Annotated in this window: 15 protein-coding genes; 5 read left to right on the top strand and 10 right to left on the bottom strand. The window is 58.1% G+C overall.

Annotation, left to right across the window (positions count from 1 at the left end):
- The first annotated feature begins 21 nt into the window (after positions 1 to 21).
- The 5 genes from FQB27_RS12880 (at position 22) to FQB27_RS12860 (ending at position 6722) form a co-directional block, all read left to right on the top strand.
- Positions 22 to 684: a protein phosphatase CheZ gene (locus FQB27_RS12880; protein WP_169561471.1), complete on the top strand. Its 663-nt coding sequence runs from the start codon at positions 22 to 24 to the stop codon at positions 682 to 684.
- 20 nt (positions 685 to 704) lie between these two features.
- Positions 705 to 1382 (top strand): flagellar motor protein MotB, encoded by a 678-nt coding sequence (locus FQB27_RS12875; protein ID WP_169561470.1) that lies wholly within the window; start codon positions 705 to 707, stop codon positions 1380 to 1382.
- The gene (locus FQB27_RS12870) at positions 1379 to 2113 is read left to right on the top strand and encodes an OmpA/MotB family protein (RefSeq protein ID WP_169561469.1); all 735 of its coding nucleotides are present in this window, start codon (positions 1379 to 1381) and stop codon (positions 2111 to 2113) included. The genes FQB27_RS12875 and FQB27_RS12870 overlap by 4 nt, the downstream gene beginning before the upstream one ends.
- Entirely contained in the window at positions 2110 to 5472 is a 3363-nt protein-coding gene (locus tag FQB27_RS12865; RefSeq protein WP_169561468.1) for a hypothetical protein, read from the top strand. Before FQB27_RS12870 ends, FQB27_RS12865 begins: the two co-directional genes overlap by 4 nt.
- Before the next feature lie 122 nt (positions 5473 to 5594).
- Entirely contained in the window at positions 5595 to 6722 is a 1128-nt protein-coding gene (locus FQB27_RS12860) for an aminotransferase class V-fold PLP-dependent enzyme (RefSeq protein ID WP_169561467.1), read from the top strand.
- A gap of 34 nt (positions 6723 to 6756) precedes the next feature.
- Here the strand turns inward: FQB27_RS12860 and FQB27_RS12855 are convergent, their stop codons facing one another.
- The 10 genes from FQB27_RS12855 to FQB27_RS12810 form a co-directional block, all read right to left on the bottom strand.
- Positions 6757 to 7566 (bottom strand): DUF6065 family protein, encoded by an 810-nt coding sequence (locus FQB27_RS12855; protein WP_169561466.1) that lies wholly within the window; start codon positions 7564 to 7566, stop codon positions 6757 to 6759.
- A gap of 43 nt (positions 7567 to 7609) precedes the next feature.
- On the bottom strand, positions 7610 to 8185 hold the full coding sequence (locus tag FQB27_RS12850) for a hypothetical protein (protein ID WP_169561465.1): 576 nt from the start codon (positions 8183 to 8185) through the stop codon (positions 7610 to 7612).
- 648 nt (positions 8186 to 8833) lie between these two features.
- On the bottom strand, positions 8834 to 9835 hold the full coding sequence (locus FQB27_RS12845; RefSeq protein WP_169561464.1) for a threonine ammonia-lyase: 1002 nt from the start codon (positions 9833 to 9835) through the stop codon (positions 8834 to 8836).
- Positions 9813 to 10670, bottom strand: a complete 858-nt coding sequence (locus tag FQB27_RS12840) for an alpha/beta fold hydrolase (protein WP_169561463.1) — start codon at positions 10668 to 10670, stop codon at positions 9813 to 9815. Before FQB27_RS12840 ends, FQB27_RS12845 begins: the two co-directional genes overlap by 23 nt.
- Before the next feature lie 55 nt (positions 10671 to 10725).
- Positions 10726 to 11412, bottom strand: coding sequence for a haloacid dehalogenase type II (locus FQB27_RS12835; protein WP_169561462.1), 687 nt, complete (start codon positions 11410 to 11412; stop codon positions 10726 to 10728).
- A gap of 133 nt (positions 11413 to 11545) precedes the next feature.
- The gene (locus FQB27_RS12830) at positions 11546 to 13732 is read right to left on the bottom strand and encodes a lytic transglycosylase domain-containing protein (RefSeq protein ID WP_169561461.1); all 2187 of its coding nucleotides are present in this window, start codon (positions 13730 to 13732) and stop codon (positions 11546 to 11548) included.
- A gap of 105 nt (positions 13733 to 13837) precedes the next feature.
- A complete protein-coding gene (pepN, locus tag FQB27_RS12825) occupies positions 13838 to 16435 on the bottom strand; it encodes an aminopeptidase N (RefSeq protein ID WP_169561460.1) in 2598 nt (865 codons plus the stop codon).
- A 91-nt stretch (positions 16436 to 16526) separates the two neighbouring features.
- A complete protein-coding gene (locus FQB27_RS12820) occupies positions 16527 to 17036 on the bottom strand; it encodes a TadE/TadG family type IV pilus assembly protein (protein ID WP_169561459.1) in 510 nt (169 codons plus the stop codon).
- Positions 17029 to 17514, bottom strand: coding sequence for a TadE/TadG family type IV pilus assembly protein (locus FQB27_RS12815; RefSeq protein ID WP_169561458.1), 486 nt, complete (start codon positions 17512 to 17514; stop codon positions 17029 to 17031). Before FQB27_RS12815 ends, FQB27_RS12820 begins: the two co-directional genes overlap by 8 nt.
- Entirely contained in the window at positions 17498 to 18871 is a 1374-nt protein-coding gene (locus FQB27_RS12810) for a pilus assembly protein TadG-related protein (protein ID WP_169561457.1), read from the bottom strand. Before FQB27_RS12810 ends, FQB27_RS12815 begins: the two co-directional genes overlap by 17 nt.
- Between the last annotated feature and the right edge of the window lie 67 nt (positions 18872 to 18938).

Raw genomic sequence — 18938 nt, 5'->3', positions numbered from 1 at the left:
ATTGGACGGACAGGTGTGGTCATGAATCCAGAAGCTTTCTCAAAACATCTTTCTGACAGGGTGGCCGATATCAAGGCGGCGCAGGGCGATACGGTTGAAATCACCGAGGTTGCCGCCCTAGTTGAAGGACTGATGGGGGGGATCGAAGGGGATATTTCCGCGCCGGAAATCCACATCCAGAACCAGATCCTTGAACTGGTGGATTATATCCGCCGCGCCCGCGAGGAAATCCGGTCCCTGCAACCGCAGGAAATCAGCGAGCAGCATATTCCCGCCGCCGCCGATGAACTGACCGCGATTGTGGAAGCCACCGAGGAGGCCACCAATACCTTTCTTGATGCCGCCGACAAGCTGGGCGAAATCGGAAGCCGCCTTGGCGGGGATGATGAAACGGAAATTACCGACATCATCACCCAGATTTACGAGGCGTCCAACTTTCAGGATATCACCGGTCAGCGGATCAACAAGGTTGTGACCACGCTGCAATATATTGAAGGTAACATCAACAAGCTGGCGGAATCCCTTGGCACCCCGGTCAACAAGGGCGAGACGCGGCGCGATACCCCCGCCGGGATCAAGGAGATGGACACCCGTCCGGATGCAGATCTTTTGAACGGTCCGCAACTGGAAGGCAATGGCAATTCGCAGGATGATATTGACGCCCTTCTGGCCAGTTTCGACTGAGCCGGTGCAGATGGTGTGCAATGACTGATTTTCCCGATATCAAGGAGAAGGAAAGTAAATCCGCAAACGCCACGGCCATGGTGTATGCGTCACTGTATTTCCTGCTGCTGGCCTTTTTTATCTATTTGTATTCCGTGTCCGTCCCACGGGAGGACCGGGTCAAGCAGGTGATCGGCAGTATTGATATCGCGTTCAAGGGCGACCCCAAGCCCAGTTCGAACGAACGGGCACTGGTTGGCGACGAACTGGGCCTGTCCAGCTTCCACGAAGAGGTGCGGCGGGTGTTTGATGCGGAAATCCCGCTGGTGGAAAGTGAACTTTCCGATACCGGGGACTCGCTTCGTTTCCGGGTGCCGGTCAGTCAGATTTTCGCCGATCAGGAACAGAATATCCGGCTGGCCCGGGCAGGCCTGTTCACCGAAACCGCCCGCCTGCTGGTCAAACGGGTTGGTGTGGCACCTACGGACCTTGAAATCCTGATGGACACGGGAAGTGCCTTGCCGACAGCCGATAACATTGCCGAAAACCTGACCGCGCGGCGCCTGAATGCACTGGTCAGCCGTTTTCTGGAGCAGGGGGTTCCATCCCGCAATATTTTCATTGGCCTGACCCAGGAGGGGAACAACCAGATCAGTTTCCGGTTCTATGACCGGGATACGTCGGCCCCGCAGTTCCGCCCGAAAGGAGAGGATGAATGATCCCCTCCGATTTGTATCAACCGCCAGCGCCCAAGCGGCGGAACTCCATGTGGTTGACCTCGCTTGCAGATCTTCTGGCCTTGCTGCTGGTTTTCTTTGTCCTGCTGTTTTCCATGAGCGAGGTGAAGCAGGAAAGCTGGGAAAAAATACTGGATACGCTGGGATACAAGCTGAACGAACAGGTAACCGAGACAGAGGATGGGCCCACGGCTGAAAAGACGGTGGAACTGTTTTCCGAACGGCGGGCCTTTGATCTGGATTATCTGGCCAATATTCTGGGCGAAAAATTCGCCGCCAGCCCGGAAATGGCGGATATCGAGATGTTCAAGGCTTCGGGCCGGTTGGTCATCTCGTTTATCGGGGATTCCTATTTCGAGCGGGGCGGCAACCGGGCAACGGATACCCTGACCGAGATCATGGGCCAGTTGGGCGAGAGTTTGCGCTATATGGAGAACCGGGTCGAGATTTACGGGCATACGGACCCGAAACCCTTCCTCAGCGAGTCTTCGCGTTTTATCAATAACTGGGGCCTGTCTCTGGCGCGGGCTTTGGCCGTGGCGGAACAGTTGGAGCAGGCGGGATATGGCTATCCCATCCGGGTTTTCGGTATGGCGGATTCCCGGTTTTACGAATTGGGTGACATTCCGGACCGGGAAAAAAGATTTTCGCGTGCAAGGAGAGTTGATATTGTCATCCGCGAAGCGGCAGGATGGAAACGGAACCGGTTATGAGTTGGCAGACAGTCAGGAAAAACATGATGATGGGGGCGGCCTTCTGGGGCCTGATGACCCTGTCTGCGCCGGTGCTGTCCGCCGAGAAAGTTGACATTCGCGCCGGTGAACATCCGACTTATGGTCGTCTTGTGTTCGATTGGGGGCGCGCCGTCAAGGCAGCGGCCACGGTGGATGGCGGCTATCTGGTGGTCCGCTTTGAAAAGCCGTTCAGCGCCGATCTGGCCAAGGTGAGCCGGGATCTGGACGGGTATGTCGGGGCCGGTGAATTTCAGGATGATGGTCGTACAGCCCGCTTTCCGTTGAAGGGTAATTTTGATTTAAAAACATCCTCTTACGGAACAGTGTTTGTTGTTGATCTGAAGAAGGGTGCGGGGGCGAAAGCGGCCCCTGCCGTCAAGGTCAGAAGCGGTAATCACGCATCGTTTAGCCGACTGGTGTTCGATTGGCCCACGCAAACCGGCTTTAGCGTTCAGGAAAGCGGAAACGGTTTTGTCCTGTCCTTTGACAAGGCAGGCAGCCTTGATACGGCAGCGGTGAGCCGACGTCTTCCCGATCGCCTGACAGGGCTGAAGGCGTCAACGGCGGACGGACGGACAGAGGTTACCGTTCAGACACGGGGACCGGTTGAGGTGAAATCCTTCCGAAGTGGCAACAGCATCGCCTTTGATTTCAGCGATGAAGTCCCCCGCGCTGAAAACACGCCCAGCGCGAAAGTGATAGCAAGCAAGCCGGCTAAGGACGCGGGGGTTCAGGAGACTGGATCGGCCGCCAGTGCAGGCCAGACGACCGCAAATGCCGCAAATACCGCAGCGGCGGAAAAGCCGATGCCTGCCGTGACGGCCGCCCCGGTGGCCCCGGTCAAGGCCCAACCGGTCGCGCCGCGATCCCTTGTACCCGCACAGACGGCAAAACCCGCCGCACAACAGGCTGTGACACCCCAAGGGGCCGGAGCGGACGTTTTGACGGTGTCCGTTGGCAAGTTGAAGGATGGTTTCCGCCTGATCTTTCCGTGGCAGCAATCCACCGGTATGGCCCTGTTCGAGCGGGCCGGTGCCTATTGGCTGATTTTCGATCAGAAAATTACCCTTGATTTTGATGCCCTTGAAGGGCCGTACAAACTTCTGGTGATGCGGCGCAAGCAACTGCCGCACGCAACGGCGACGCTTGCCAGACTGGATATCCGGGACGGATATGCCCCCGCCGTGGCGCGGGTCGGCAATGAATGGCAGATTGATTTCCGTCTGGGAGAGGCCCCGGTGATCGAGCATCTGGTGGATGTACAGCGCCAGCCTGCCTCCCGCGGCGGTGCCCGTGTTTTCATCCCGGCGGTGAATAATGGTGATCGGATCACCTTTGAGGACCCCGAGGCTGGCGACGAACTGGTGGCGATCCCGCTGTATTCGCCCAGTTGGGGGCTGGATAAAATCCGCCTGTTCTCGCAGTTTCAGGTTCTGCCGTCCGTGCAGGGCATTGCCCTTGACCCGAAAGACCCGTCCGTTGTGGTCGAGGTTGAACGGAACGGTGTTGTGATCAGCGCGGATGGGGGGTTGCAGCTTTCCCGCACCATCTCGCGAGAGGACCTGTTTGCGGACGGCGACCAGACGGATCGGTTCTCGCAGCAGCCCGATCAGGCGCAACTGGTTCGCCTGAACGAATGGGCGCAGGTGTCGAGCCGGGATTTTTGGGACCGCAAGCAACTGTTACAGCGCAAGGTCGCACGGTCACCGGGGCCGGGGCGGAATGCCGCCCGTATGGAGCTGGCAAAATTCCTGGTTGCCCATGATTTCCATGCCGATGCCCTTGGGGTTCTGGCCCGGATACAGGCCGATGATCCGCGGGCGGACGAGGATTCTGTCTATCGTTTGCTGCGGGGTCTCTCCAATCTGGGGATGAACCATACGGAAAAGGCCCGCGAAGACCTGTTCCACCCGGCTTTTAACGGCATCAGCGAGGTGGCCCCGTGGCGGGCGATTGCTGCGGGACAGCAAGAGGACTGGAAAACCGCCCGGCGCGAGATTCTGGACGGGAAGCCGGCCTTTGGGGTCTATAATCAGGATCGTCAGAACCGCTTCCACCTGCTGGAGGCCGAGGCCGCGTTGGCGGACTATGATATCGAGAGGGCGATGGCCGCGCTCGCCAGCCTGAAGGTGGGGATCGAGGGGAAAACCGATCCGGCCTTGCTTGCAAAACGGGAATATCTGGAAGGGGTTGCGGCGGTTCGTGCCGGTAATCTGGAGGAGGGTATCCTGAAATTTGAACAGGCCATGTCCTATAACATTCCCCCGATTGAGGCACGGGCACGCTTTGAAAAGGTCAATGCCGAACTGGCGCAGGGCGTTCTGACAACCGACGAGGCGATTGACGCGTTCAAGCAGATGGATTTCTCCTGGCGCGGCGATGGTCTGGAGTTGGAGATCCGCAAGCGGATCGGCGATTTGCTGATTGCAACAGGACGCTATAGCGAAGGGTTAGAGGTATTCCGCTCTATCGTTTCCACCTTCCCGGAGTCGCCCCGTGCGCGGGATATTGCCCGCGAAATGAACGACCTGTTCAATCGCCTGTTCCTGGAAGGGGAGGCAGACAGCCTGCCACCCATCAAGGCACTGGCTTTGTATTATGAATATCGGGAACTGACCCCGCTGGGTCGGAAGGGCGACGAGATGATCCGCAAGCTGTCGGATCGGCTGGTTGAGATTGACCTTCTGGAACAGGCCGCGCAATTGTTGGACCATCAGGTCAATTTCCGCCTGAAAGGGGAGCAAAAGGCCCTGACCGGGACCAAGCTGGCCGCCATCCATTTGTGGGATGGTCAGCCGCAAGAGGCCCTGAATGTCCTGAAAAAGACCCGCTGGCGATTGCTGAAGGACAGCGTCAAACAGGAACGGCTGCATATCCAGTCCCGCGCCTATGCGGAACTTGCCGATTATGAAGAGGCGCTGGCCCTGCTGACCGAGGATAAAAGCGAGAAGGCGGACAGGCTGCGTCTTGAAATCCACTGGCAGGCAAAGGACTGGCCCAACACGATCAAGGCTCTTGAGGCCCTGTTGTCCCGGCATGGGGCAACCGGAAATGCGGCGCTGTCCAATGAGGACCGGCAACTGGTGATGCAACTGGCCGTGGCCCGCAGCCTTGCCAATGACGCCGCCGGGTTGGCCGCCATGCGCAAGACCTACCGTGCGAAAATTGCGGAAACACCTGACCGGGATGCCTTCGACCTGATCACCGATACAACGGGCGGTGCGGATGTCAATTTCCGCGAACGGTCCTCCGCCATTGCCAAGATCGGCCAGCTTGAAGGTTTCATGAGCAGCTACCGTGAGCAATTGCAGAACGGAGAGTTCTGGGCGACCAACTAGCCCCTGATCCCCCGTGTATCGTCTTTGGGGTGCTGGTGGGGATTAAACTCTTGTGCTTTCTGCCCGATTTCAATAGTGAAATAGGATAAGAAATAATAACGCTGTCGCCAAAGGAGATGGAAATGGGTGGATTGTTGCCGGATGTGGACCCGGATGGACTGATGGAATTTTCCGTGGTTTTCACGGATCGCTCCTTGAATCATATGTCCAAGTCTTTTCAAGGGGTTATGAATGATATCTCCAGCAGCCTGAAAACGGTTTACAACGCGGCATCAGTGGCCGTTGTGCCGGGCGGCGGAACCTATGCCATGGAGGCAGTGGCCCGTCAGTTTGCCGGAGGCAAGAAAACACTGGTCATCCGCAATGGCTGGTTCAGCTATCGCTGGACCCAGATTTTCGACGCGTGCAACATTCCGGCCAGTTCCACGGTGCTGAAGGCCCGCCCGGTCAATGACGGGCGTCAGGCCGCCTTTGCACCGCCCCCGGTTGAGGAGGTTGTCGAGACCATCCGCCGCGAAAAGCCGGATGTTGTGTTTGCCCCCCATGTGGAAACTGCGTCCGGGATCATCCTGCCGGATGACTATCTGAAAGCCGTGGCCGAGGCCATTCACGAGGTTGGCGGCCTGTTCGTTCTGGATTGCATCGCGTCCGGCACGGTGTGGGTGGACATGAAGGCGGTCGGCATCGATATCCTGATCAGCGCCCCGCAAAAGGGGTGGAGTGCTTCGCCCTGTTGCGGTCTTGTGATGCTGGGGGACGAGGCCCGCACAAGACTTGACGGAACCACCAGTTCCAGCTTTGCCTGTGATCTCAAGAAATGGGTGGAGATCATGGAAGCCTATGAGAACGGCGGATATGCCTATCATGCGACCCTGCCAACCGATGCGCTGGCCAGCTTCCGGGATACGGTAAAGGAAACGGAACAGTACGGTTTTGACAAGGTCATGCAGGAACAGTGGGAATTGGGCCGCAAGGCGCGCGCCCTGATGGCCGAAAAGCAGTTCCGCAGTGTGGCCGCACCGGGGTTTGAGGCACCGGGCGTTGCGGTTTTCTATACCGATGACAGTCAGGTTCACAACGGCAAGAAATTTGCCGATATCGGTGTGCAGATTGCGGCGGGTGTTCCGCTGCAATGTGACGAACCGGACGATTACCAAACCTTCCGCCTTGGCCTGTTCGGTCTGGACAAGCTGCATAATATGGACCGCACATTGAGCCATCTGAACAAGGCGCTTGGCGACATTCTGTAACGGAACGTCCTGCCCTTTTGGGGGAAGCCTGATTTCAGCGGCGCGGCTCTTCCGTGCCGCTCGGGCTTCCCTTTTTGGCGTTCTGGCGGGAGGTGCGGGCATAGAGGCCCCGTTCCCGATCCTGCGGGCCGCCCGGCGCGACAAGCGTGTCGTGATAGGCCTGCCAGTCTGATGCGTCCAGATCATCAAGGCTTTCGCCGATCTCAAAACTGTTCAGCATTTTGTCATCCAGAACGGACCGGTGCAGGGGTTGCAACTGGACCAGCGGCATATCGGTACGAAAGCGGATCGGGATATCCGTTTTGGTCAGGCGCAGGTTTGTAAAGAGCGGACCAAACCAGCGGTCCGTCTCGATAATGCCTTCGAAATGCTCAAAATTGAGACTGCGGGGCAGGTTGGCGGGGGCGCGTACCAAAAGGCGCCAGTCGGGTGCGGTGCGGGCAATTAATCCCGTCCAGATTTTCAGCAGCCCCGGCTCTGGCGGGGCGGACAGGAAGGGCGGCGCATATCCGCGCAGTGCTTCCGGGCAGGACGCATCGAATGTTTTCCTGAAATCGGGAAATTGCACTGCATCCAGCGGATACCACGAGTCCGCGTCGGGCCAGGTCCAGAGAATATCCACCCCGTCCCAGACCACACTGAAATCCAGCGGCGCAAAAGCGTACCAGCCAAAGGCCGAGGCCGTGGTCATGGGCTCGCAATAGCGAAAAGCCCGGGTGGGCAACAACCCTCCCGCAGCGCGATCGGCACGCTGCGGAAGCGGACAGTGAGGGATCAGCCGGAAGAATTTGACAATTGTCTCCTGTGGCCGGGTGTCTGGCAGCCGCGGGCTGTCCTGATGCATACAGATCTCCTTGCTGGGAACAGGCTGGGTGTTTACTGTCAGTTTACCGCTTGAAAATCGGGCTCATGTTGCCGATCCGGAGCTTTTCATCATCCCGAACGCTGGCCGGGGCATCGCGAGCGACACGGAAGGCGGGGCTCATGTTGCCGATACGGAGTTTTTCATCATCCCGAACGCTGGCCGGGGCATCGCGAGCGACACGGAAGGCGGGGCTCATGTTGCCGATACGGAGTTTTTCATCATCCCGAACGCTGGCCGGGGCATCACGAGAGACGCGGAAGGCGGGGCTCATGTTGCCAATACGGAGCTTTTCATCATCCTGAACGCTGGCCGGGGCGTCGCGGGAGACACGGAAGGCGGGGCTCATGTTCCCGATCCGGAGTTTTTCATCATCCCGAACGCTGGCCGGGGCGTCGCGAGAGACACGGAAGGCGGGGCTCATGTTCCCGATCCGGAGTTTTTCATCATCCCGAACGCTGGCCGAGGCATCGCGAGAGACGCGGAAGGCGGGACTCATGTTGCCGATCCGCACGGTGCCGGGATCGGCAATGCGGGCGTCTTTCTTGAAACAAGCGTTGGTAGTGGTGGTGGGGGATGTATGAGTATGGGCTTTTGGCATGGTGAAAATCTCCTTTGTGTTAATAAAGGGAGGTTATGGTCATGCCATTAATCTGTAAAGTTGTACTATTTGTTCTTTTTTATTGCGGTGTATTTTTAATTTATTGCGTCAATTTCTTGGTCGTTTTTCTAGTTATTGGGAATAATTCTGGGTGCGCTGTTGTTTTACGGGATTCCATTTAATGTTTTTATTCATTGATTTATTGGGTTTATTTGAAAAGGAACGCCGTTGCGTCCTTTCACATCAATAGGATGTGGGAAAGAGGGCTGGTAGCGTGAGAGAGGTGCTGGCAACCGACCTTCGCCGAAAAAGGGCGGGGCGGTGTGCAAAATGCTTTTCCGCCCGGCATGGCTTTTTAAGTTGCTGGCAGAATAGGGAAAATATCACCCCAAAAGATATAGGTAATTTACTACTTATGTTAGTGTTTACTGTTGGGGTAGGGGCAAGGCGGGCGCATTTTTTTTGCCCCCCTGTCGCAATTTTGGAACAAGTTCTATCAGATGAATAATTCCTGCTATGGCGTGAAAATAACAGGGAAAAAACGGACGCATGATCCAAATGGATCAGGTCTTTTTGCAACAGATCGGGGCCTGATCGGCGGAAAACAGGCCCGGCCCTGATATCCAGAAGCCGGGCCTATGCCGAATCCTAGAGCTTTTCCAGCAGGATATCCGCAAAGAGAGGGGCATCCACGTTCCCGCCGGAACAGACGGCAACCACCGTCTTGCCAGCGATATCCACCTTGCCCGACAGATAGGCGGCAAGGGCGACAGCGCCGCCGGGTTCCACCACGATCTTGAGATCGGTAAAGGCGGTTCGCACTGCGTTTGTTACTTCCCGTTCGGTCAGAAAGACACCGGTGACCCCGTTGCCTTGCAGGATGGGGAAGGTGATCTCGCCGGGCATGGGGGTGACGATGGCATCACAGATGCTGCGGTGGCCGGGCTCATTGCTGACCCGTTCGCCAAGGGCGAGGGACCGTGTGGTGTCGTCGAAATTTTCCGGCTCAGCCGCAATCAGGCGGGTGGTCGGGCTTTCCTTTGCCATGGCAAGGGTAATGCCGCTGATCAACCCCCCACCACCGCACGGGGCGGACAGGTAATCGGCGGTCAGGCCTTTTTCCTTCAACTGCTGGGCAATTTCCAGACCGATGGTCCCCTGACCGGATACAATGGCCGGATTGTCATAGGGCTTGATCAGGGTCAGGCCGTCTTTTTCCGCAATTCGTGCGCCGATTTCCTCGCGGGATTCCGTGTATCGGTCATAGGTGACCACGGTGGCCCCATAGCCGCGGGTGTTGCTGATCTTGATGGCGGGGCTGTCTTCCGGCATCAGGATGGTGGCGGGAATATTCATCATCTCTGCCGCATGGGCGATGCCTTGGGCGTGGTTGCCACTGGAATAGGCGAAGACGCCGCGAGCGCGTACCTCATCGGGCAGCGAGCTAATGGCGTTATAGGCCCCGCGAAACTTGAAGGAGCCGGTCACTTGCAGGGTTTCGCATTTGACCAGCAACCGGGCGCCAATTTTCTTGTTAAGCGCCGGGCTTTCCAGAAGCGGGGTTCGGACGACCACGTCCCGGATCCGGTCTGCGGCCTGACAAACGGTGTCGTAGGTGGGGGTGAATTCAAACTCGTTCAAGAAACTCATCCAATTTTTCCAAGGCTTCCGGTTCGTCAAGCTGTGGCACATGACCCCGGTTTTTGATTGTGACATGCTCCATATTCGGGTGGGCGGCCTTCATTTTATCGAAGACTTCTTCGCTCAGCACATCGGAAAGAGCCCCGCGTATTGCGAGTGTCGGTATGCTCTTTAGTGCCTTAAAAAACGGCCACAGGTCAACCGGATTGTCTTCCTGCACCTGTTCCAGCAGGGCCTTGCCGATGGCAAGATCATAGTTGGGGCGGTAGTTCCCCGCAGCCGCATCCAGAATGAAGGCGGGCAGGGTGGTTTTCATCCATCCCGCATCGACAAGATCGGGATAGGCGGACAGAAACTGGGTTTTCTGGGCCTCCGCTGCCTGTTCCAATGTGTCAAAGCGGATATCCTTGCCCACATAACCGGCAATGCGGCTGCCGCCCGCGGCATTGATTTCAGGGCCGATATCATTCAGGACAACCCCGCAAATCCGGTCCGGTACCATGGCGGCAAGGGCCATGGAGATGATGCCGCCAAGCGAGGTGCCCACCAGAACCGCCCGGTCGATGCCGAGAACGGTCAGGAATTGCAGCACGTCGGCAATATAGGTCTGGGGATTGTAGTTGCGATAATCCGGGTCATAGGCGGATTTTCCCCGTCCCCGATAGTCAAGGGCATAGACCCGGCGATCCCGGCAATATCGATGGGCGAAATCATCAAAATCTCCGGAATTGCGCGTCAGGCCGGAAAGACAGACCAGCGGCGCCCGGTCCGTCTCCTCGCCATAGGTGCGGTAATAAAGATCAAGCCCGTCGGCGCTTTTATAGTGGCATTCCTTGAAAGTCATGGTCTGTGTCACCGCTGGTTATGGTCCGTAAAAAAGAAAGAGGGCATGGGGCTGGTCAAACCCCAAGCAGGGGCAGGATGTCCCGCAAGTTTGTCACCTGATGATCCGGCGGGGCGGGGATGCGCTCTGCTGCCTGATTGAAGCGGTTGCACCAGATAACCCGAAAGCCGAAGTCCCGTGCGGAATAGGCATCCCAGCCGTTGGACGACTGAAAACAGATCTGGCGGGCATCCACATGCAGCCGATCAACAGCAAGCTGATAGACCTTGGGATGGGGCTTGAAGACCTTGACGTCCTGCACCGAGTAAATCCCGTCCAGAAGGTCGGTGAGGCCTGCATTGCGCACGGCGGCATTCAGCATGTCCGGTGATCCATTGGACAGGATGGCGCAGCGCATTCCGGCATTGTTGAGTTTGGTCAGGGTGTCGGCCACTTCTGGATAGGCGGACAGGGTCAGATACAGGTCCATCAGGCGGGATTTCAGGCGCGGGTCTGTCATGCCCACGGATGCCAGCGCAAAATCAAGCGCCTCGCCCGTGACCTGCCAGAAATCCGCGTAATTGTCCTGAAGACTGCGCAGCCAGGTATATTGCAACTGCTTCATGCGCCAGAGGTCGGCAATCTGCTCCCAGGCCTCGCCAAGGCGGTCCTGTTCCTGACGGGCGGCGGCATTCACATCGAACAGGGTGCCATAGGCGTCAAACACGCAGGCCTTGATCCCCGATAATGGCTGGTCTGTCATCGGATTTATGTCCCTTATCTGTTTGTGCCCCTCCCGGCACTGTCAGAATGTGGGTTGAATTTCCCGTTATTGCAAGGGATATCCGGTGGGGCGCAAAACCGCCCCCCGGACGGGGCCGCGGGCGCGCCCCTTGCTAATTCAGGGACCGACCCCGATCAAGGTCTTCGGCAATCTGGACAAGCTGCCGTTCGTTATTTCCCAGAAGCTGCCGGTACACCTGAAGGTTTTCCATCACCCGCTGGACATAGTTGCGGGTTTCCGAGAAGGGGATCAGCTCGATCCAGTCGATATTGTCAATTTCGCCAAGGCGGGGATCGCCCCATTCGCGGATCCACTGGTTTGTCCGACCGGGGCCCGCATTATAGGACGCGATGGCCAGAATATAGGAGCCGTCGAACCGGTCGATCAGGTTGCCAAGATAGGTGCTGCCAAGAAGGGTGTTATAGGCCGGGTCGGCCGTCAGGCGCGACGTGGAATAGGACAGGTTCAATTTGCGCGAAACAGACTTGGCCGTTGCCGGCATCAACTGCATCAGGCCCCGGGCACCCGCATGGGACACCGCATCGGCGGCGAAGGCGCTTTCCTGCCGGGTGATGGCCAGAACCAGCGGCTTTTCAATGGGGGGCTTTTCCGTGGTCGGGGTGTGGGTCGGCCAACTGATATGGGTTAGTTCCGTTCCCAGTTGTGACGCCCGCTTGGCCACGGTCACCGCATAGTCGGGGCGCTCGATGGTATGGGCGAGTTCGCTGAAATAGGCATATTGCTGCGGGGTTTTCGCCTGTTCGGTCAGGGCCAGCAGGAACGGCCTTGAACGGCGTCCTTCGCCAAGTTCTGCCAGATGCCGGGAGATGAGCACCAGTTCGTTTTTCTCGAACGCCTTGCGGGTGGCCGTATCAGGGTGCGGGGTGACCGGAATGCTGGGCATATGGTATTTGCCAAGCTCGCCAAGGGCGACCTGCCCATAGAAGGTGGTGGCGTAGCGGGTGGCTTCCTCATACCAGTACTGGGCAGAGCGTTTGTCCTTCAGGGCCGCATAGGCCCGGCCTGTCCAATAGGCACCGCGCGCCCGGCTGATGGGATAGCTGACATTGTTATAGAAGCGGGTGAAGTGATCCAGCGCCACCTTGTAATCATGCAGGAAGCGGAGCGAAATCCAGCCGGAAAGCCATTCCGCCGCAGCAAAATCGGCCCCGGTCGTCAGGCCATGCTGACTGGCCAGCCGGTACGCCTCGGACACATATCCCTTATGCAGGAGTTTCCGGGACTGGATGTGCCGTTCTGTCCACCATAATTCGGGGTTGGAGGCATCGCCGTTCAGACCCAGAAGAATTTCCTGTGCGCCTTCGTGCATGCCCTTGCGCCGCCGCCAGCGGGTGCGTTCATAGAGCAGGCCCGGATCATTCTGGAATTCGGCGGGGATGTTGTTGATGGCGGCGTCCACATTGCCTTTCATGCGCATCAGGCGAATACGGGCCACGGCCAGTTTCTTGGCGGTGCTGCCGACCCGGTCCAGCATACGGATGGCATCATCGGCGCGGTGATCCCACAGCAACCGGTCCATGCGGGCCTCATGATCCGCCTTGGTTAGCCTGTCCTTGTGGGAGGCAAGAAACTGCTTTTCCAGACCCTCGCTGAAATTTCCTTCCGCCCAGGCCTGTCGGATCCAGTCCTGTCCCTTGTCTTTCTGCCCCACACTCAAGAGGGCTTCGCCATAGCGTAGCATCCCCATGCCGGTAAGCGGGGTCCGGTCCGAGAACCATGACAGGGTCCGGTCCGCCGGGGCGGGATTGACCAGCGCCTCTTCGGCGCGGCGCATCAGGGTGCCCCGATAGGGCCAGTCGGGATTGTCGATCAGGAACGAGGTAATATCGTGAAAACTGGCGCCGCCCTTATAGGCTTTCAGCCACGACCAGCGGATATATTTGGCGGGCAGGTCATATTTGGCGGTATCCGCCAGCGAGATTGCCTTTTGCCAGTTGCGCTGCCGCATTTCCCGGAACGCCTGCGTATAGATTTTCCGGTCTTTCGCGGACATCAGGCCCGTATCAAAGGGTTTCGGCGGCAGGATCAGGCTGACGGGCCGTTCCTTGGGCAGCGGTACATCGGCTGCGGGAAGGGAGGGGGCAATACTGGCCACCACGGTCCCCGGATTGGGACGGGGGACCGGAACATTTCTCAAATCAGGTTTGCTGCGGGGAACGACAGCCCGGCTTTCCCGTTCAATACCATCATCCACCAGAAGGGTGGCTGTTGCCTGACCGGAATTGGCCTGTGCCCCCGGTGCGGTCAACGCGGTCCCAAGAAGCAGGGACCCGGCCAAAAGCAGATATGCACGCCTGATAGAAATGGTGAGCCTCCCCTCAACAGTTAGAAATGATCTTTGGGCCTGAGACGCCCATTATGCCATAAAAACGTTATCCGTCCCTTAATTATTAAGGCTCTTGTTGGTCATTTCAAAGACATGCGGCGACAAATTTTCTGTTTCCAGAATGCGGTTCAGCGCCTCTTTCATCAGGGTTTGCCGTTCCGGGGAATAGCGCCGCCACTGACCGAGAGGCGAGACAAGACGGGCCGCGATCTGGGGGTTGGTCTTGTTCAGTTCCATGATCCTGTCGGACAGGAAGCGATAGCCGCGCCCGGAAATGCTGTGGAAGTGCACCGGGTTACCGGCGGCAAAGGCCCCGATCAGGGACCGCACACGGTTCGGATTCAGCAGGGTGAAGGCCGGATGTTTCAGAAGGCCTTCCACATCGTCCATGGCTTGTGGGCGGGACGCCATGGCCTGCAAGGTGAACCATTTGTCGATGACCAGTTGATCCGTTTCCCAGCGGGCATAGAAATCGGCAAGGGCGGCGTCGTGCTCGGGATGGTCCGTATCCACAAGGCGGCCAAGGGCGGCCACCCGGTCGGTCATGTTGGTGGCCTCGCGATACTGGCGGGCGGCCAGCAGGATATGATCCTCGCTTTCCGTCGCGGTCAGGTAAGACAGGGCCACATTCTTCAGGCGGCGGCACCCCATGTTGTCCTGCCCTGAATTCTGGTTGTAAATCCGGGTCAGGTCGTCTTCAAACCGGGTGCCGATGCTGCGCATGGACGCGGAACGGGCCTCGTGAATGGCATCCACGGCGACAATCGGCATCTGCTGGCCAATATAGTTTTCACCGGGCAGGGCCATGGCGGCGGCCCGGAAGGCCGGGTCCAGATCTTCGTCCGTCAGCAGGGCGGCGAACGCATCCATGAAGGTGCCGGACGGCGCGTTGGGCCGTTCCGGGCTGTCATGCTTTTCCACCATGTCCAGCAGGCAGCGCGTTGCCAGCCGTTGCCCGGCTTCCCAGCGGTTGAACGGGTCACTGTCATTCTTGAACAGGAAATCCAGCCGCTCGTCCGCCGGGTTGCTGCCCAGCTTGACGGGCGCGGAAAAATTCCGGAACAGGGACGGGACCGGCCGCGCCGGGATGTCATCAAAGGTGAAGGTCTGTTCGTGCTCGGTCAGGTTCAGCATGTTGCCGGCGGCCCCCTCCATCAGCTCATGGCCCTGATCATCCAGCAGGCCAAGGGACAGCGGGATATGCAACGGCGGTGCCTTGGGGCCGGCTTTCGGATTGTCCTGCCGCACGGTCAGGCTATAGCGGCGGGTTGCCGGGTCATACTGGTCGGTGACCGTGATTTCAGGGGTTCCGGGCTGGGTATACCAGCGGCGGAACTGTGTCAGATCGACACCGGAGCCGTCCTCCAGCGCGGCGACAAATTCCTCGGTGGTGACCGCCTGTCCGTCGTGGCGGTCAAAATAAAGGTCCATGCCCTTGCGGAACTTCTCCTCGCCCAGCAGGGTATGGATCATGCGAATGACTTCCGCCCCCTTTTCATAAATGGTGGCGGTATAGAAGTTGTTGATCTCCACATAGCTTTGCGGTTGGATCGGATGGGCGAGGGGGCCGGCATCCTCAGGGAATTGGGCGGCGCGCAACCGCTGCACATCCTCGATCCGCTTGACGGCGGCGGAGTTCATGTCTGCCGAGAATTGCTGGTCCCTAAAAACGGTCAGGCCTTCCTTCAGGGTCAGTTGGAACCAGTCGCGGCAGGTAATCCGGTTGCCGGTCCAGTTATGGAAATATTCGTGGGCAATGACGCTTTCAATGCCGTCGAAATCCGCGTCTGTGGCGGTTTCCGGCGAGGCCAGAACATATTTCGAGTTGAAAACATTGAGACCCTTGTTTTCCATGGCCCCCATGTTGAAATCGCTGACCGCGACAATCATGAAGATATCAAGGTCATATTCGCGCCCGTATTTCTCCTCGTCCCATTTCATGGAGTTTTTGAGGGACTGCATGGCGTGGGCGCATTTGTCCTCGTCGCCTTTCTCCACATAGATTTTCAGGTCGATCCGGCGGCCGCTCATGGTCACGAATTCATCGGACACACAGGCCAGATCCCCGGCCACAAGGGCGAACAGATAGGCTGGTTTCGGGTGCGGGTCCACCCAGCGGAAAAACTGGCGTCCGTCCTTCAGGGTGCCGTGCCCGTCCAGATTGCCGTTGGACAGCATGACCGGATATTTCGACCCGTCACCGATAACCGTGGTGGTAAAGGTGGCCATGACATCGGGGCGATCCATGAAATAGGTGATCTTCCGAAACCCTTCCGCCTCGCACTGGGTGCAGAAATTTCCGCTGGATTTGTAAAGCCCTTCCAGTTCCGTGTTGTCCTGCGGCCGGATGTCCGTGACGATCCTTGCCGTGAACTGGTCGGACGGGGCCAGAAAGGTCAGGTCCTTGTCTGTGTGGGTATACTCGGCAGGGGGAATTTCGCGGCCCTCTACCTCCAGCGAGACAAGGGTCAGGTTCTCCCCGTGCAACCGAACCTGCTGTCCGCCGTCCGTATTGCGGCTGAAGGACAGGTTGGAGGTGACCCGCGTTGTCTCTTCCCCAAGTTCGACGGTTAGCTGAACATCCGTGATCCGGAAGGTCGGGGCCTTGTAGTCTTTCAGAAAGATGGTGGCGGGGGTCTGCGATGTACGTGTCACGGAATGAAACCTTGTCTGTTGAGGGTCATGTCAACAGGATACCCGTTATCCCCGCCGGATCAAGTCGAGTGTGGTGTGAGGTCCACCGAAATCAGTACCACTTTCCAAGGGTGCTTGTTTCCGCCGGGTTGAGGGCAAACCCTTGCGGTACACCGGGAAACATGCTGATCAGGGTGAAGTTGTACTGGACCCCATCCAGGCGCACGGTGATCATGGGTTTGTAGCCCACGGAATAGCCGATATTGGCAACATCCTTCACCTCGTAGGTGACGTTGACATCCGCGGTCGTCAGGGCGGGCAGGATTTTCTGCGCATCGGCAATAATGCCGCTGAGGCCGGGGCAGGTTTCCGGGGTGCAGACATGGGGGGAATTGGACAGCAGGGTGGACTGGCTGACCAGCGGGGTTGCCTTGGACAGGTTCCGGGCAATGATCCGCGTGGCCTCATTGGCCTTGTGATATTCCGAAAATACGGCGATGAATTCGATGGCCGCGAAACTGAGCAACAGGAGCAGCGGCAGAATGAAGGCGAATTCAACCGCCCCGGCGCCGCGCTGGCACCGCCCAAGCTGCCGGATAAGGGAGAGTAGCGATCTAGACACCGATATGCGCCTGTTCCTGTGTGAGAGCCATGGTGAATTTCCCGATCCCGAGAAGTGACATCACATCCCCCAGAATGGGTTGGTAGGGAACACTGACGGTCATCTTGACCACCTGCAGCTGGTTACTGCCAAGAACCGACGTTTCCGAAGACAGGGTGTAATTCCCAATGCTCAGGTTCAGGGTCGATGCCTCGTCGGCCCAGCCATCCACCAGATAGCTGCCCGTGCCTTCCGGGTTGCCTTTCTTGACAATATTGGCGACCTGCGTCTTGACCTCTTCTGACAGGGGCAGGCTGGAGCGGGCGGCATAGAGCACACCGGATCGCATGCTTTTCTCCAGAATGACGCTTTGCATCACGGCAGCACTGACCTCGGTCACACCGATGACAAGCAGCAGCAGAACCGGCAGGTAGAGCGCGAACTCGACCGAGGCACTGCCCTTTGAGGCTTTCCTGAATTTCCTAAAAGAGTTCAACATTGGAGTGATACTCGGCATGGTTTGACGGATTCAGGGGACGAATGATTTCTCCGTAAATCGCGGCTTCAGGAGGGTCAGGAACGAATTCCGTGATGAAAATTTCGATATAGTTGCCGTTGGTCGGATAGGTCCCGTTGCCGTGAACATTGTCGGCCACGCATTGCAACTGGGCCACCTGCGCAAAGCGGCGCTTGGCCCCATTGGGGGCGGCTTCCTGACTGGGCTCTCCATCCCGTGTGTTGTCATGGGGGTTGGAGGGCGACCGGGGAACATCGGCGGCGGCCGGAGCGACCTCGACAAATCCTTCCGGGATGGCGGTATCCGCCGGGATGGGATAGATGGTCTGGTTCCCCTTGCGCCAGAAGGTTTCGCCCAGTTCATACAGGTAAACCTGAAGGCGGGAGGTGGGGCGGCCATCATGCTCGGCTAATGCCAGAGGCAACGGATCACCGGCATGGACGGTTGACCAGTAGCTCGCGATATTCCAGTAGCCGTCTCCCAGCTTGATATTGCTGTCGGCGATAATCTGGTTGTCGCGGGGATAGTTGATGACATTGGGGGCCGGATAGGGCCACGGGTTGCCCGGAAGGTCAAAGCGGGCATTCACGCCATCCTTGACCTTGTTGGTCTTGGACCCTTGTGCGGTTTCAACATCAATACTGTAACAGTCTTCGGGTGCGACAGCCGCAAGCGCCCCTTCAATGTCCTTGGCACCGCCGGAACCATCGGGCAGGGACAGCAGGCCAAAGTTCCCCGGTGCCCAACTGCCGCCGCCCTGTGGTTCCTTCAGCACAATCATGCGACCGGCATTGTCCGGGTTGCGAAGGTTGGTGGGTGGGCTGTTTTCCAGAAAATCACAGATCATCAGGGGCGGGGCATGGCAAAGGAACGGTTTCGGGCCAGCGATGGCCTGCGCGGACTGGGTCGCGTTGGCCGGCGCTTCGGGATTGGCCAGCATGTTCAGAACCGGCGCAAAGAACAGGTTCATGTTTTTCGCGTTCAGTTTGACATGGACGAACTTGGCGTTCAAATCCGAGGTGGCTTCGGTCAACGGGCTGAGGGAGCTGTAATAGAGGACGGCAGAAACATCCAGTTCCTCGGCATTGACGCCGCTGATCTGGGTCATGGCGTTCACGGCCACATCCGTTGCAATGGCACGGGAGCCGTCACTGCCATCCAGAAAACGGGCGGCGGCCATGGCCCCGGCATCGGCCCGGTTCTGCATTTCCGCCCGCAGGAGAGTCATGCGCCCGAAATCCAGCGCCAGTGCACCCGCACCAACGGCAACCATTGTAAATAATGTGGCATATACCGTTACAGAGCCGCTTGAGTTCAGAAGAAATTTTCTCAACCGCATCCTTTAAGTCCTTCACGAAAGAAGTGAGCCTTTCGAAACCGGCACTCTCACTTCAAAACCGGTCCAT

The organism is Sneathiella chinensis (genome assembly GCF_012720115.1).
Classification (GTDB): domain Bacteria; phylum Pseudomonadota; class Alphaproteobacteria; order Sneathiellales; family Sneathiellaceae; genus Sneathiella; species Sneathiella chinensis.
Note: the sequence above shows the minus strand (reverse complement) of the source record. Positions and strands in the feature narration are given on the sequence as shown.

Bases quoted from the DNA above. Each gene is read 5' to 3' on its own strand.
- FQB27_RS12880 (WP_169561471.1), top strand. From the start codon at position 22: ATGAATCCAGAAGCTTTCTCAAAACATCTTTCTGACAGGGTGGCCGAT.
- FQB27_RS12875 (WP_169561470.1), top strand. From the start codon at position 705: ATGACTGATTTTCCCGATATCAAGGAGAAGGAAAGTAAATCCGCAAAC.
- FQB27_RS12870 (WP_169561469.1), top strand. From the start codon at position 1,379: ATGATCCCCTCCGATTTGTATCAACCGCCAGCGCCCAAGCGGCGGAAC.
- FQB27_RS12865 (WP_169561468.1), top strand. From the start codon at position 2,110: ATGAGTTGGCAGACAGTCAGGAAAAACATGATGATGGGGGCGGCCTTC.
- FQB27_RS12860 (WP_169561467.1), top strand. From the start codon at position 5,595: ATGGGTGGATTGTTGCCGGATGTGGACCCGGATGGACTGATGGAATTT.
- FQB27_RS12855 (WP_169561466.1), bottom strand. From the start codon at position 7,566: ATGCATCAGGACAGCCCGCGGCTGCCAGACACCCGGCCACAGGAGACA.
- FQB27_RS12850 (WP_169561465.1), bottom strand. From the start codon at position 8,185: ATGCCAAAAGCCCATACTCATACATCCCCCACCACCACTACCAACGCT.
- FQB27_RS12845 (WP_169561464.1), bottom strand. From the start codon at position 9,835: ATGAGTTTCTTGAACGAGTTTGAATTCACCCCCACCTACGACACCGTT.
- FQB27_RS12840 (WP_169561463.1), bottom strand. From the start codon at position 10,670: ATGACTTTCAAGGAATGCCACTATAAAAGCGCCGACGGGCTTGATCTT.
- FQB27_RS12835 (WP_169561462.1), bottom strand. From the start codon at position 11,412: ATGACAGACCAGCCATTATCGGGGATCAAGGCCTGCGTGTTTGACGCC.
- FQB27_RS12815 (WP_169561458.1), bottom strand. From the start codon at position 17,514: ATGTTGAACTCTTTTAGGAAATTCAGGAAAGCCTCAAAGGGCAGTGCC.
- FQB27_RS12810 (WP_169561457.1), bottom strand. From the start codon at position 18,871: ATGCGGTTGAGAAAATTTCTTCTGAACTCAAGCGGCTCTGTAACGGTA.